At 65.0% G+C, this 13961-nt stretch carries 12 protein-coding genes and 1 tRNA gene; 3 read left to right on the forward strand and 10 right to left on the reverse strand.

Annotated features, from left to right (window positions below; translation table 11 throughout):
• Nucleotides 1-195 precede the first annotated feature (195 nt).
• Nucleotides 196-1236: a glycosyltransferase family 4 protein gene (locus NZU74_16670; GenBank protein MCS6882966.1), complete on the forward strand. Its 1041-nt coding sequence runs from the start codon at nt 196-198 to the stop codon at nt 1234-1236.
• A gap of 98 nt (nt 1237-1334) precedes the next feature.
• On the opposite strand, the gene murJ is transcribed toward NZU74_16670, so the two are convergent.
• Complete coding sequence (gene murJ / locus NZU74_16675) at nt 1335-2954, reverse strand: murein biosynthesis integral membrane protein MurJ (protein ID MCS6882967.1); 1620 nt, start codon at nt 2952-2954, stop codon at nt 1335-1337.
• A gap of 243 nt (nt 2955-3197) precedes the next feature.
• Here murJ and rpsT point away from each other — a divergent pair, with 243 nt between their 5' ends.
• On the forward strand, nt 3198-3467 hold the full coding sequence (gene rpsT / locus NZU74_16680; GenBank protein MCS6882968.1) for a 30S ribosomal protein S20: 270 nt from the start codon (nt 3198-3200) through the stop codon (nt 3465-3467).
• 218 nt (nt 3468-3685) lie between these two features.
• On the opposite strand, the gene holA is transcribed toward rpsT, so the two are convergent.
• The 6 genes from holA to NZU74_16710 all read right to left on the reverse strand — a co-directional run bounded on the left by holA (nt 3686) and on the right by NZU74_16710 (nt 10764).
• Nucleotides 3686-4633: a DNA polymerase III subunit delta gene (gene holA / locus NZU74_16685; protein MCS6882969.1), complete on the reverse strand. Its 948-nt coding sequence runs from the start codon at nt 4631-4633 to the stop codon at nt 3686-3688.
• A 362-nt stretch (nt 4634-4995) separates the two neighbouring features.
• Nucleotides 4996-6138 carry a hypothetical protein gene (locus tag NZU74_16690; GenBank protein ID MCS6882970.1) on the reverse strand — a complete coding sequence of 381 codons (1143 nt, stop codon included), beginning with the start codon at nt 6136-6138 and terminating at the stop codon, nt 4996-4998.
• Between the two features lie 117 nt (nt 6139-6255).
• Nucleotides 6256-7749: a pre-peptidase C-terminal domain-containing protein gene (locus NZU74_16695; GenBank protein ID MCS6882971.1), complete on the reverse strand. Its 1494-nt coding sequence runs from the start codon at nt 7747-7749 to the stop codon at nt 6256-6258.
• A 568-nt stretch (nt 7750-8317) separates the two neighbouring features.
• A complete protein-coding gene (gene aroF, locus NZU74_16700; GenBank protein MCS6882972.1) occupies nt 8318-9433 on the reverse strand; it encodes a 3-deoxy-7-phosphoheptulonate synthase in 1116 nt (371 codons plus the stop codon).
• 96 nt (nt 9434-9529) lie between these two features.
• A complete protein-coding gene (gene aroH, locus NZU74_16705) occupies nt 9530-9931 on the reverse strand; it encodes a chorismate mutase (GenBank protein ID MCS6882973.1) in 402 nt (133 codons plus the stop codon).
• Between the two features lie 248 nt (nt 9932-10179).
• Entirely contained in the window at nt 10180-10764 is a 585-nt protein-coding gene (locus NZU74_16710; GenBank protein ID MCS6882974.1) for a response regulator, read from the reverse strand.
• A gap of 267 nt (nt 10765-11031) precedes the next feature.
• On the opposite strand from NZU74_16710, the gene NZU74_16715 reads away from it, so the two are divergent.
• Nucleotides 11032-11682 (forward strand): O-methyltransferase, encoded by a 651-nt coding sequence (locus tag NZU74_16715; GenBank protein MCS6882975.1) that lies wholly within the window; start codon nt 11032-11034, stop codon nt 11680-11682.
• A 175-nt stretch (nt 11683-11857) separates the two neighbouring features.
• On the opposite strand, the gene NZU74_16720 is transcribed toward NZU74_16715, so the two are convergent.
• The 3 genes from NZU74_16720 to NZU74_16730 all read right to left on the reverse strand — a co-directional run bounded on the left by NZU74_16720 (nt 11858) and on the right by NZU74_16730 (nt 13946).
• On the reverse strand, nt 11858-13057 hold the full coding sequence (locus NZU74_16720) for a cell wall metabolism sensor histidine kinase WalK (protein MCS6882976.1): 1200 nt from the start codon (nt 13055-13057) through the stop codon (nt 11858-11860).
• Between the two features lie 3 nt (nt 13058-13060).
• The gene (locus NZU74_16725) at nt 13061-13750 is read right to left on the reverse strand and encodes a response regulator transcription factor (protein ID MCS6882977.1); all 690 of its coding nucleotides are present in this window, start codon (nt 13748-13750) and stop codon (nt 13061-13063) included.
• A gap of 119 nt (nt 13751-13869) precedes the next feature.
• A tRNA-Pro gene (locus tag NZU74_16730) sits at nt 13870-13946 on the reverse strand.
• Nucleotides 13947-13961 lie beyond the last annotated feature (15 nt).

Raw genomic sequence — 13961 nt, forward strand, 5'->3', positions numbered from 1 at the left:
GGTGAAGATAGCAGGTCCTCACCCTCCCCCTGTCCCCTCCCCCTCCACCTGCGGTGGAGAGGGAGGGGACGCCGGGCGAAGCGAGGCGGGGGAGGGTGAGGACCTGCACCCTATGAGGAGGATGGGGTTCGTGACGCCAATTCCCGTTGCGTGCTGTGCATACGCATCAAGCTCCCGTGAACCCGGCCCACAGCCATGACCATCCGCCCTCTGTACATCTCCCCGGTAGGCCGGGGCGGCGTTGACTTCGGCATCCAGAATATTACCCGCGCCGTGCGCGCTGCAGGGCTGCGCCCCGAACTGTTGCGCCTGCCCGAGATCTACAACTTCCTGCCGATGCTCATCCCCAGGGCCATGCCGGAGGGCTGGTGGCGCGGCTTCGACCTCATCCAGGGGCGCTCGCGGGTGGCCTTCAGCTTCGGGGCAACCGGGCTGCCGGTGGTCACCACCGTACACCATTTGACCACCGACCCCGACCTGCGGCCCTACAGCTCCTTCGCGCAACGCCTGTTTTACCATCTGGTCGAGGCGCGCTACGACGGTCTCTCCATCGCCTACGCCGACGCCGTGGTCTGCGTGAGCCGCTTTACCCGGCGGCAGGTCGAGCGCACCTACGGCCGCGCCGATAGCATCATCATTTTTGACGGCATTGACACCGACGTGTTCGCGCCCACGCCGGGGCTGGCGCGCCGCGACGATGGCTTGCCGCCCTCGACGGCGCGGATCAGGCTGCTCTTCGTGGGCAACCGCACCCGGCGTAAGGGCTTCGATCTGCTGCCAAAGATTATGGACCTTTTGCCGCCGGACTATGCGCTCTACTATACCAGCGGCTTTCAGGGGCGCGACAGCAGGCCGCCGCACCCGCGTATGATCCCCATCGGCTCGCCCGACCGCGCGGGCCTGGTGGCGGCGTACCAGAGCTGCGACCTGCTGCTCTTCCCCTCACGCCTGGAAGGCTTTGGCATCGCCCCCGCCGAGGCCCTGGCCTGCGGGCGGCCCGTGGTCACGACCAATGCCTCGGCCCTGCCCGAAGTGGTGGACGATGGGCTGAACGGCTTCCTGGTGGCCCGCGACGATGTGGCCGGCTATGCCGAAAAGGTGCGCGTTCTCGGCGAGGATCCGGCGCTGCGCCGCCGCTTCGGCGAGCACGGGCGGGCGAAGGTGGTGGCCAGCTTTGGCTACGATCAACTCGGCGGCGGCTTCAAGGCGCTCTACGAGCGGTTGCTGGGCAAATGATCCAGGCAAACGGCGATTTCCGTCATCCATCCGGAAACAAATAGCGGGCAACCTTCCGGATTGCCCGCACGGTGAACCCGGCCTCTCCATTCCTCGGCCTACCCTCCTCGCAGGCGCGCAACTACGGCGCGGGCCGGCCCCGCGCCCAGCGCGAAGGTGAGCCCCAGGTAGACCAGCGCGCCAGCAAGGCCCACGCCCGCCAGCCAGAGCAACAAGAGCGGCAGGTCACGGGTCCACTGGTAAGGGTGGTCGGCGCTCAGGGCGGGCAGCATATGGCGCGAGGCTGCGGTCAGGCCGATAAGGAGCGCGCCCAGGACCAGCGCCCCGGCCAGGGACGCGCCGAGCGATCCCCATAGCCGCCGCTCGCGCCAGAGACCGGGAAGCGTCGTCCCCAGCAGCGCGAAGAGCACGAGCGCCTCGATAGTGTTGGCGATACTGAAGGCGAAGGCCAGGGCGCCAACGTCCCCGCCGAGGCGCAGAAGGCTCACCCCGAGGGTCAGGTTCAGCGCAACCTGGAACACCCCCACCAGCACCGGCGTCCAGGTGCGTTGCATGGCAAAAAAGGCGCGGATAAGGATCTCCGAGGCGGCGAAGGCGGGCAGAGCGAGAGCGTAGCCCGCCAGGGCCTGCGTGGTATGCTCCAGCGAGCGGGCATCGAAAGCGCCGCGCTCGAAGAGCGCCCGCGCCAGGGGAAAGCCGAGCGCCAGCAGCGCGGCGGTGGCCGGCAAGGTCAGCCAGAGAATAGTGGCGAGGGTCTGACGCACATCGGCGCTCAGATCGGCATGGCGCCCCTCGGCCACCAGACGGGCCAGGCGCGGAAAGGCCACCTGGCTGAGGCTGAGCGAAAAGATGCCGTAGGGCAGCAGCATCAACTGGTAGGCGTAGCCCAATCCGGCCACTTTGGCATCGCCAGCAGGCAGGCGGGCAGCCAGGGCCAGGGTGACCACGATGCTCAGGTAGGCGGCGGCCTGGCCAACCACCCGCGGCCCCATCTGGCGGGCGATGCGCCCCACCTCCTCCATGCCGCGCCCCAGAGACACCCGCAGGCGCATCCCCATGCCCCACAGAGGCGGCAGTTGCACCAGCAGGTAGCCAAGCGCGCCGATCGCCACCCCCCAGGCCATGCCCCAGATGCCCAGGCCCAGCATGCCGCCCAGCGCCGCGCCCAGGGTGATGCCAAGATTGTATACCGACTGGGCCAGAGCCGGCATCGCAAAGTGCTCGCGTGCGTTAAGCGCAGCCATGGCCAGTCCGCCAAGACCCAGCAAGAGCGGAGACAGCAGAAAGAAGCGAGCCAGGGCCACGGTCAGATCGAGGGTCGCGGCATCAAAGCCGCGCCCGCCGTAGAGCAGCGTCACCACCCGCGGCGCGGCGACGAAGACCGCCGCGCTCGCTGCAGCCAGCGCCAGCAATGACCAGGTAACCACGGCGCTGGCGAGGCGCCAGGCCCGCTCCTGCCCGTCCCGTTCCCAGACCTCGATGAACACGGGGATAAAGCTGCTGCCCAGGGCGCCGCCAATGATGATCAGGTACAGCAGATCGACAATTGAAAATGCGGCGCGATAGGCCGCCGCCGCTGCGCTGGTGCCAAAGAAGTACGTCGCCACGATGTCGCGCGCCAGGCCCGTTACGCGGCTAAGCACAAAGCCGCCCATGACGATCAGGCTATTGCGCGCGGCGCCCGTTGAGACGCGCCGTAGCCGCGACGAGAGTTGCACGGCGGGTGCCCTTCTGGTATACTTCAGCGTCAGGCAATCATGTACCGGGATAGCCGGCGCCCTCCCGGCAGAGCCAGGCGGGCGCCTGGTTCCCATGTATAGCAGCGGCTGCGCCGCGCATAACGGGAGGAAAACGAGGTTTTCGCAGGAGGGCTTTACGCTCCCGGCTCCTCCCACGGTGCAGAGGTGCGCGGAAAACCAGTTGCCCCGACCGGCGCTAGATTATACTGGAGGAAAGGTCCCTTGGCGAACACGAAATCGGCAAAGAAGCGCATTCGCAGCAACGAACGCAAGCGCCAGCGGAATGTGATGTATCGCTCGCGCGTCAAGACGTTGATTAAGAAGGCTGAGTTGTCAATCTACAGCGGCACGCCCGACGAGGCCCTGGTGCGCGAGGCGTGCAGCACCCTCGACAAGGCTGCGGTTAAGGGCATCATCCACAAGAACAATGCCGCGCGCCGCAAGTCGCGCCTGATGAAGAAGTTCAACGCGGCACGAGCGGCGAGCGCCTGATTGCGATCTGGCATCCCCCGCCGCATTTCCTAATCCATGGGAATCGCGCCTCCCCTACCTGCCTTGCCTTACGCTACTGCATCAGACCGGCAATAACGATTTGCTGGGAGGGCCTTGCCCTCCCAGACTTTATGTATAAGCCGGAGCGTTTCACCATTATCTCACTTTGACGTCCCAATCAGCAATCCCAAATCCAAAATCCAAACTCTAAAATCAGATCACCGGCACGCCTCGGCGACAAACAACTCCAGGGCCACCTCGGCCTGGAGGCGTCCGGTCTTGGTGGCCACGTCGAGTTCGAGCAGCCGGTCGTGCAGGCGTTCAAGCTCACCCGGACCGAAACCGCGCGCCTGGTCAATCGCCTTGCGCGCCACGAAGGGTTTCAGGTTCAACTCGGCGGCAATCGCCTCCGGGCGGAGCTGCCGGGCCGCGAGCGCCTGCACCCCCAGCAGAACGCGCATCTGCCGGGCCAGCATAAAGAGCACGTAGGTTGCCGCCTGGCCGTCTTCGAGCAGCGCGCGCGCGCCCCGCAGCGCCGGGCCGGGCCGCCGGGCGCTTAATGCGTCAATGAAGGCGAACAGGTTCTGCTCCTGCCGATCCTCCACCAGAAGTTGTACCGCTGCCACATCAATGGTCTTTCCGCGGCCCGCATAGGTGGCGAGCTTCTCCACCTCGGTCGCCAGGGCGCGCGTATCGTTGCCCACCAGTTCTACCAGTCTGGCGGCGGCATCGGGGGCCAGACGGGCCTGCTGAGCGGCGGCGCGCTCGGCCAGCCAGCGCAGCAAGGCGGGACCTTCGGGCAGCGGAAACTCGCGCACCTCGCCCGCCTGCTTCAGGTAGGTGAAGAGAATGCTGCGCCGATCCACGTCCTCGTTCTCTACGAAGACCAGATCGCACCACGCGGGAACCCGTTCAAGGTAGGCCCGCAACTCCTCGCGTTCCTTGCCCGCCCGGGCATGTTTGAGGGCATCCGACACGATCACCAGGCGGCGATCGGCCAGAAAGGGCAGCGCCTCACAGGCGAGCGCAAGGGTCTCGAGCTTGAGCCGGCGCCCATCGAGACGAACGCTATTCATCTCGGCGACATCAGGAGGCAGAGCGGCGCGCAACGCCGCCAGGGCTTGGCTGCGGCTGAACTCGTCGGGGCCATAGAAAAGGTAGAGCATGACGATGGAGGCGTGCCGGGGTGAAGTGCGGAACTGCCCTATCTGTCACGATGGCGACCCTCCCCGGCCCGCCGTGAGCGAGTCTGTTTCGAACCTGCGCAGCGCAGGTGGGCGCCCGCCTGTGAGCATCTGCGGCCCGCCGCACAGCTCAGCTTATGAGCGCAGGGCTCCCATCGAAACCGTGTTGGCTCAAAACACATACTCGCTCACGAGCGGTCAAGGATAGGCCGATCCTACCACGTCCAGGGGCGTTTTGCAAGTGACGCTCACGGCGATATTGAACACATTCTTGCCGCAGCGAGCGCTGAGGGCTTCAAAAAGCTCACCCGCTGCGTGCTCTGCGGCAAACCTGAACGCGCGCCTCACGGCTCCGCATCAATCTGGCGCACCAGACCGGCGACGAGACGCGCGGCCCGTTCGACCAGGCGCGTATCGGCAGGTGCGGCGTCAGAAGCGGCGCCGGGAGCGGCGCCGGCCGTCACGGTGAGGGTTCGATACCCCAGGCGGCGAAGAGGCGCAGCAAGCGCGCTCTCAGTGGCGATACAGCGCGGATCAGCGTCAACCTGCGGATCGGCGGCATCGGCGGCGGCGGCCAGACGCACCAGCAGGGGATCCGTCGCCTGGCTGCGGAGCGCCCCCTCGGCGGTAGCGTAGACGAGCTGACCGACAGACAGCGCATCCAGGGCGATGACCAGGGTGCGTTCACGCTCGAAGGGATAGCGCCGCAGTAAACTGATCACCCCCCAGGGATCGCTGCTGGCGGCGCCCACGGCCACGGCCCACACCTCGGCGCGGGCCAGCGCCTCCAGACGGGTTGCTGTGGCTACCAGCGCCGCCAGCGCGGCACGGCCCCCATCGGACGGATCGGGAACGCAGGGGCGGGTCGCCCCGATCAGGATCAGACCGAAGAGCAATCCGGCGCTCCCGTGAAGGAGCCACCACGGCCCGGGCAGCAGCGCGGCCCCCAGCGCGCCTCCAGCCAGCAGCACAGCCGCAGCCAGCCGGACCAGAACGCCGCTGCGTGCCGTTCCGGCAAGGACGGTGATACCGCGGCGCAGCGGAGGCGTGTCAAGCGGGGCGAGCAACACCACGCGCCAGCGCGGCTGGACTGGCGGCGTTCTGGCGGCTTCGGCGACGGCGCGGGTCCCGACAATGTTCTGGCTGACACGGCGGCGACCGAGGGGCGGCAGAGGAGCCACGAAGGCGTCGGTCAGGGCGATTGCCAGCAGGCCCGCCCCCCAGAGCAGCGCCAGCCAGGGCGCGAAGAACGCCAGCCCTACGCCGGCTATCCCCAGGGCTGCATAGACAGCATAGACCGCGCCCGCACGAGGGACCACGCGCAACTCATAGGCGCTCACTCCCATCCCAGCGCGGCGCAGCCGCCCATTGACGAGCGCTGCCGCGCGGGCCTCCTCAGCCGAGGTTGGACGGCGCGGCCCGATCCGCTCGGCCAGTTCGGCCACCAGCAACTCGATCTCATGGGTCTCATCGGCGACGGAACGCATGCCTAGCCTACCCGGATAACCAGGGCATCCGATGACGATCAGGCGGGCGAATTCCTGCCCGGCCTCGCGGACCCTCGCGCAGGAGGCAGCCAGACCGGCTCTATGTCGCGGTCCGTATCAAGAGCGCGGCGTTGGCGCGGGAGACGGGGATGGGCGCGGCGTGGGCGTCGCGTCCAGGCTAAAGTCCCGGCCCGGTGTACCAACTGGCCCTGGCGTAATCGGCGATACCGGCTGACCTGGCACGTTCGCCCGGACGCAATCAGTCTGGCCTGGAGTGCACAACAGCAACACCAGATCGTAGCGAATGAACTGGTTGCCGATATCGCCGGTATTCTTCACCTGCACAAAGTAGAACCCGTCAACCTCCGGGATAAACTCGATCTGCGAGTCGAGACTCTCGCCGCCGGGGATATCATCATTGAAATCGAGAATGCTCACCCCGTCCCGATCGGCAAGCACCATTACCGTATCGGCGCCGGCCTGGGTGTCGCGGTTCACTTCGATGCGGCCGCGGTAGCGCCGCGTATCGGTATAGATAATGTAACGTTTGCCCGTTTTGCCAAAGAACGTCACCCAATCGGCATCACCATCGGGGCAGAGGCGACGATTCTCCTGGATTTCATTCGAGGTGATCAGGCGCGCCTGTTCCGGCAGTCCATCGGGTTCGAAGATATCCAGGCAGACCGAGGCCGACGTGGTGGGTGTAGGGCCATAACTCTCATCAAGGAGAGCGATAACATAGAAAAAGTTCGTTCCGCCACGCCCGGCCGAGTCGCGCACGCGGATGAAGTAGCGCCCGTCCTGCGGAATGCGGATGGTAATGCGCGGGCGCGTATCGCCGGGATTGGGATTGGCCGGGTCGCGGTTAAAGAAATCGCTGTTGAAGGCAATGCTATTTAGATTCGGATCAAACAGCTCGAGGGTCAAATCAATCCCGGGATCCATGCGTGTAATATCGATGGTGTAAACCTTGCCGGCAATGGCCCCGAACACCAGCCAGTCCACATCGCCGATCGGGCACATGGTCCGTTCCTGGGCCGTGTTGATATCAATGTTACGGGCGCTGGCAGGATTGTTGTCATCTTCGAACCCATCGCGGCAGACCGGGCCACGGGTGGGTGTAGGGCCGACGGGAGTGTTGGTGGGAGTGGGGGGCGCTACCACATTGACGGTGATAAATGCCGTCGTCTCAGCATTGTCGGCGGCGCGCCGGGCGACGAGGTTCAGATTTGCGGATGTGCCGACCGGTGTGTTGGCAGGGACGTTGATACGCACGGTCACGCGCTGGGTCTGGTTCTGGGCCAGCCGGAAACTGGCGGCGGGCGAGAAATCGGCGGTCCACCCAGTGGGGAGATTATCTACGCGCAGGATAAAATCGGCATCGGCGCCGCCGTTCCGCAAGTCGGAAACGAAGAAGCCGCTCTGTCCCGGCTGGACGGAAAGCGTACCGCTGGTGGTGAGCCAGGTAAACGGGACCTGAGCGAGAGGAGCGCCCGGCGGCGCCTGGGGCGGCGCGGCGGTAACAGGCAACTGGTACAAGGCAATGAAGGCAATGACCAGAACGATGAGCGCGGAAAGGGCGGCATTGCGCAGGTCAGTACGACGCTTCATGTGAATATGCGTCTCCTGGATAGAGGCAGGGCAAAACCGCGCGTATTATATCTGCCGAGTGTCTGTAATGTCAATTACAGATCGGTTAAGTGTGGAAATCACGTTCTCGATGATCTTTTAACCGGTTGTGAGATCTCGCTCCTCACCCTCCCCGGCCTGGTCGCCACGAAACGGTCCGCAGAGGCCCCTCGCCCGGCGACTGAAGCCGCAGGTTATCCACCGTCCTGCGAAAGCCGCCTGGGCAGCATGCCAGAGCCGGCGCAGGCCGGCTTCGCAACAGTAGCCGGCGCCTGATGCATGAACGCTGCGGACTAAAGCCTGGCTGAGTTCATGCAATCCCCTGCGTGGCTTCCGTATCCTGAGCAAGGGCTTTAGCCCGCAGCGCGCCATGCCCCCGCAAGGAGCATGGCGGTACGCCGGATGCGTTTCTTGATCCTCATCAGGCGTCCGGCGGGCCGGGGGAGGCGACGCGCGCAAAAAACTTTTTTCGGCCCGCCCTCCCTCGCCTCGCTGCGTTCCCCAACCCCTCCCTCGCCACCTGTGGTCAAGAAATGGGCGAAGACCTCACTCACAGGCTCCGACCCACCGCGGCGGCGACAGCGGCCAGTTTCGGCATCAGGGCGGCGAAGTTCTCCAGGTTGAGCGACTGGCCGCCATCGGATCTGGCCCGATCGGGGTCGGGATGCACCTCGATGATGATGCCGTCGGCGCCTGCGGCAATGCCGGCCAGGGCCAGAGGGGGCGCCAGGTACCACTTGCCGGTGCCATGGCTGGGGTCCACAATTACGGGCAGGTGGGTGCGGCGCTTGGCCAGGGCGACAGCGTTAAGGTCGAGGGTGTTCCGCGTCGCGGTTTCAAAGGTGCGAATGCCGCGCTCGCACAGGATGACGTTGGGGTTGCCCTGGGCCACCACATACTCTGCGGAAAGCAACCACTCTTCGATGGTAGCCGAGAGGCCGCGTTTGAGCAGCACAGGCATGCCGGTGCGACCGACCTCTTCGAGGAGCTGATAGTTCTGCATATTACGGGCGCCGATCTGCAAGACATCCGCGTAGCGGGCTACCAGGTCCACATCGTTGGGCGCCATCACCTCGGTGACGATCGGCAGGCCGGTCTCCTCGCGCGCCTGGGCCAGCAGGCGCAGCCCTTCTTCACCCAGCCCGCGAAAGGTGTAAGGCGAGGAACGGGGTTTGAAGGCGCCCCCGCGTAGCATAGTCGCGCCCGCTTCGCGCACGGCCCGGGCGGTAGCCATGATCTGCTCTTCGCTCTCCACTGAGCAGGGGCCGGCAATGACCACGCAGCGGTGTCCGCCCACCATGATGCCGCTTACGTCAACCACGGTATCGGCGGGGCGCAGTTCGCGCGAGACAAGCTTGTAGGGCTGGGTAATGCGCAGGGTCTCTTTGACCCCGGCGAAGTGTTCGAGCTCTTCCCGCAGGGTCGGCGGGATGGTTGCGCCAACCACGCCAATCACCGTGCGTTCGGCCCCGCGCACCAGGTGGCCGCGTAAGTGGTGTTCTTCCAGGCGCTCGATTACCGCCTGGATCTGCGCGTCGTTCGAACCGGTTTGCATTACGACGATCATGGCCTCAACTCCTTCTCCTGAGACGACAAAGCGCTGGTCGAGCGTGGGCGGCGACACCGCCCGCAGTACGGTCCTGGCCGTGGTCGGTTGGGGGCTCATCACATGCCTCTTTATACCAATTCCCGTTGAACATCGTGCATGCGCATCATTGCCATAGCGACTACAGCAATCCAAAATTCACAATCCGAAATGGCACTAGACCTCGGGCGGCGCCTGAAAGGCCGCCAGGGCGGTCTCCCGATCGGGGCGCAGATTCTGGGCACCCTTGATGTATACGTGCACAATCTCGTCGGCGCGGCGCTCGGTGTTCCAGTGGATGAGCACGCGGATACAGCTCCGCAGGCTGCCGGGAACATCCATCTCGTGACCGCAGAGCAAGGCCGTGTCCGTCCAGCCGATAGCGCGGGCGGCCACGGCGGGAAACTCGGCATTCAGATCGGGCGTAGTGGTGAAAATGGCGCTGGCGATGTCGTCAACGTGAATCCCGTTGCGCTCGACAAGCAACTCCAGCAACTCGCGGGTTGCCGTGAGGATGGCCTCACGGGTGTTGGCCTCGCACGTCGTCGCTCCGCGGACACCGCGACACCGAACGGTCATAACTGGCCTCCCTGCTGTGGTGGACAAGCAGAGAGGGCGTGAAGCCTGGTGCTTCACGCCCTCTGTACGAGTTGTCTCTGGCAACCGGTGACAGGTCTAGACAGTGCGAAGCAACCAGGCCGTATGTGGGCTGGTAAAGTAATAAAAGTAGCGAGAAAAGCTGTGGAGTCGCTGTGCCATGCGGCAACCGCCCTTTTATTACGCTTCGCTGGGGCGACTATAACACAGGCGCCGGGTTCCGTCAAGACTCACTGGCCGAGCAATTCTTCAGCTTCGATGATGGCCTGGGCGATGTCCTTCATCTTGGCGCGCTTGTCACGGGCGCGCTGCCGCAGACGCTCATAGGCGTCGCGTTCATTGAGGCCCAGGCGCTGCATCAGAATGCCTTTAGCGCGCTCGATCAGCTTGCGCGCCTCCAGCGACTCTTCCAGGTCCATAACCTGCTGGCGCAGGGCCTGGATTTCGCGGAAGCGCGCCAGCGCGATGTTGATCGCCGGGGGCAGTTCGTTCTCATTGACCGGTTTCACCAGATAGGCCAGCGCACCGGCGGTCTCAGCTTTTTTGATTGTCTCTTTATCGGCATAGGCCGTCAGCATGATGATGGGAACGGGATAGATCTCGCGAATGCGATTGGCGGCTTCCGTGCCCTCCATCTCAGGCATGCGAATGTCCATGATGATCAGATCCGGCCGCAGACGCCCGGCCAGACTCACGGCTTCCGCGCCTGAACGAGCAATGCCAATCACGTCATACCCTAACCCCTTGAGTTGCTCCTCAAGGGTGAGCGAGACCAGATCGTTGTCTTCGGCGATCAGGATCCTGATTGCAGCCACGACGGCACCTTCGTTCCGCATCGGCAGGTCGCCAGAGGGACCCCTGCTCCGAGCGTTGTGTTATACGTTGCAATACTCCAGAACTATACCATAGAACCCGACGGGATGACTAGAGACTCTGATACGAAAACGGCAAGGATGTTGCTATAGTGGAGCAAGACGCCGGACGCCGCGATGTGCTACAATCTGCGTGAGTTGCGAACGACCGGAACATCGGCGCGCCGGCAGGCGGCAGCCTGCGGCGAGAACATAGAGAAAGGATTCCCCGTGCGCTACGATATTACCAATACCGCCATCGAAGACTACCTGATGGCACTGATGCCTCCCCGCGAACCGGTGCTGGCGGATCTGGAGGTCCGCGCGCTACAGCACGGTCTCTCGCTGGTGGGGCCGGTCCAGGGCAAGTTCCTCTATCTGCAGGCGTTGATCCTCGGCGCCCGCAAGGTGCTGGAAGTGGGCATTACCACCGGGTATGCCGCCATCCATCTGATGCGGGCGCTGGAACAGACCGGCGGCCACCTGACGGCGGTGGAGCGCCGTATTGATCGCGTGGCGCTGGCGACCAAGGTGATTACCGATGCGGGTCTGCAGGACCGTATTACAATCATCCAGGGCGAGTGGACGGAGATCATCCCCACCCTCGACGCCGACTTCGACCTGGTGTTTCTCGACATTCTGCGCAGCGCGGCCAATGAGGCCCAGGCTCCTCTGGCGTTGGAGTTGTGCGTGGAGCGCCTGCGCTCCGGCGGGGTGTTGATCGCCGACAATGTGCTGTGCAGCGCCCAGGTGCTCGAAGAAGACGCGCCGCCGCTGGTGCGCGGCATCCAGCAGTTCAACCGCCAGTTGATGAGCCATCCGCAACTCGATTCGGTGATCATTCCCCTGCGCGATGGGGTGGCGATCTGCCGCAAGAAGTAAGCCATGGGCCGGCCACGCGGCCCGGCGGGCCGGGTCGCGTGGCCGGCCGTGGGGACCTGGTTCGTGTACAGAATTCCTTTCCTGTCTTTTTATCGCTGATGAAGAGGGCCGATAAGAAGGGGGAACCAGGTTTCCCCATCCTCTTGCCTGTAGGAAGGGCGCCCACAGCCCCGGATCAGGCCGCGGGCAAGGTGAAGCTGAACGTGCTGCCCTCGCCCTCGACGCTGGTGGCCCAGAGGCGCCCGCCGTGCCCCTCCACCAGATGCTTGGCGATGGCCAGGCCCAGCCCGGTGCCTCCGGCGTTGCGCGTGCGCGCGCGATCCACTTTGTAAAAGCGCTCGAAAATGCGCGGCAGTTCCTGGGCGGGGATGCCAATGCCCGTGTCAATCACGCTCACCTGCAGCCAGAGACCGCCCGGAGAGCCGTCGTCGTGCTCGCCGTTGCCATTGTGGTTTACCAGCTCCGTGCGCACCGTCACGTGGCCGCCGGGGGTGCTGAACTTGACCGCGTTGTGCAGCAGGTTGAGCAACACCTGACCGACCCGGTCGCCATCAATCAGGGCGCACGATGCGGCGTCGTGGAACTCGGTGGCGATGGCGATCTGCTTGCGGTCGGCCTGGGGCTTGATGCGCTCCACGGCGCGTTCGACGATCGGGCGGATGGGCGTTGGCGTCAGTTTCAGGGTGACCCGTCCCGACTCGATCTGCGAGAGTTCGTGCAACTCGTCAACGAGCTGGGTGACGGCATCCACTTCCTGGGCCATCTGCCCCAGCATGCGCCGGGCCACATCGGGTGGCGGATCGGACTGCAGGGTTTCGACCAGGAGCTTGAGCGAGGCCAGGGGGGTGCGCAATTCGTGGGAGACGTTCGCCACGAGGTCGCGGCGGGAACGTTCAAGCATGCTCAACTGGGTGATGTCACGGATCAGCAGCAGGGCGCCGATGATCTGACCGTTGGGAACGATCGGACTGCACTGCACGCGCAGGGTGCGGCCGCTGGCGATGGGCTTCATGGCCATCTCGCGAGCCTCGCCGTCGCGGAGGGTCTCCGCCACCAGCGCGTCGGCCTGATGATCGCGCAGCAGCATGATCAGGCCCTGGCCGAGGGCGTTCACGGACGGCGCGAGCAACTCTTCGGCCCGGCGATTAACCAGGCGGATCTGGCGCTCCAGATCAACCACAATCAGCCCGGAGTCGAGCGCCGCCATGGCGCTCTGGAACAGGGGATGCTGGAGCAGAGCGAACGGATCCTCAGGTGGCGCGGGCGTGGCAACGGCTGGAGGCGGCGCGGCGCGGGCCAGGCGGCGCCAGAGCCAGACGCTGAGGGCGAGACTCGCCGCCAGCGCCGCGGCAAGCGCAAGCGTGAGCGTGGTCATTGCTCAGACTTCGGGGGTCTCGAAACGGTACCCTACCCCGCGCACCGTCTGGATATAGCGGGGCCGGCTGGGGTCCGGTTCGATTTTTTCACGCAACCAGCGGATATGCACATCAACGGTGCGGCTGTCGCCGACAAAATCCAGCCCCCAGACGCGCTCGAGCAGCAGGTCGCGAGAAAGCGCAATGCCCTGGTTGCGGATGAGGCAGGCAAGCAGATCAAACTCTTTCTGCGGGAGGGTCAATTCCTGGCCCTCGCGCCAGGCGCGGCGACTGCTGGTATCCACGCGGAGGGGGCCGGCCTCAAGCACCTCGCGCCCGAGGCGGGGCCGCCGCTCGCTACGGCGGATAATCGCCCGCATGCGGGCGAGCATCTCGCCCAGACTGAAGGGCTTGCTGACGTAATCATCGGCGCCCAGTTCGAGGCCGGCGATGCGGTCAACTTCGTCCTGGCGCGCAGTAAGCATCATGATCGGCACGTCGCTTTCCTGGCGTAAAATGCGGCATACCGAAAAGCCATCAAGGCGCGGGAGCATAATGTCAAGCACCACCAGATCAGGACGCTCGCGCCGGGCCAGTTCCAGACCCTGGACACCGTCGGAGGCCATGAGGACGCCATAGCCTTCGCGCTCCATGTTGTAGCGCAGGGTTTCGGCGAGGGTCGTATCGTCTTCCACAAGCAGAATGGTTGCCATATGCTCTCCCCGCGAGGCTCGACGCCTCGCCTCTCCTTCTCCCTACGTAATACAACGCCGGCGCCGGCGCTGCATGCGCTGGCGGCCGGCGTTGTGTGGTCTACGCGGCGGCGCGACAGTGGTCGGGGCGGAGGGATTTGAACCCACGACCCCCGCGTCCCAAACGCGGTGCTCTACCAGGCTGAGCCACGCCCCGATACGCCTTTAGCGT

Source organism: Chloroflexaceae bacterium, from assembly GCA_025057155.1.
GTDB lineage: Bacteria > Chloroflexota > Chloroflexia > Chloroflexales > Chloroflexaceae > JACAEO01.

What these genes read in the sequence shown, in the direction of transcription:
- NZU74_16690 (MCS6882970.1), bottom strand. Translation starts at nt 6,138, where the DNA reads ATGCGTTCCGTCGCCGATGAGACCCATGAGATCGAGTTGCTGGTGGCC.
- NZU74_16670 (MCS6882966.1), top strand. Translation starts at nt 196, where the DNA reads ATGACCATCCGCCCTCTGTACATCTCCCCGGTAGGCCGGGGCGGCGTT.
- holA (MCS6882969.1), bottom strand. Translation starts at nt 4,633, where the DNA reads ATGCTCTACCTTTTCTATGGCCCCGACGAGTTCAGCCGCAGCCAAGCC.
- aroH (MCS6882973.1), bottom strand. Translation starts at nt 9,931, where the DNA reads ATGACCGTTCGGTGTCGCGGTGTCCGCGGAGCGACGACGTGCGAGGCC.
- aroF (MCS6882972.1), bottom strand. Translation starts at nt 9,433, where the DNA reads ATGAGCCCCCAACCGACCACGGCCAGGACCGTACTGCGGGCGGTGTCG.
- NZU74_16695 (MCS6882971.1), bottom strand. Translation starts at nt 7,749, where the DNA reads ATGAAGCGTCGTACTGACCTGCGCAATGCCGCCCTTTCCGCGCTCATC.
- NZU74_16725 (MCS6882977.1), bottom strand. Translation starts at nt 13,750, where the DNA reads ATGGCAACCATTCTGCTTGTGGAAGACGATACGACCCTCGCCGAAACC.
- NZU74_16720 (MCS6882976.1), bottom strand. Translation starts at nt 13,057, where the DNA reads ATGACCACGCTCACGCTTGCGCTTGCCGCGGCGCTGGCGGCGAGTCTC.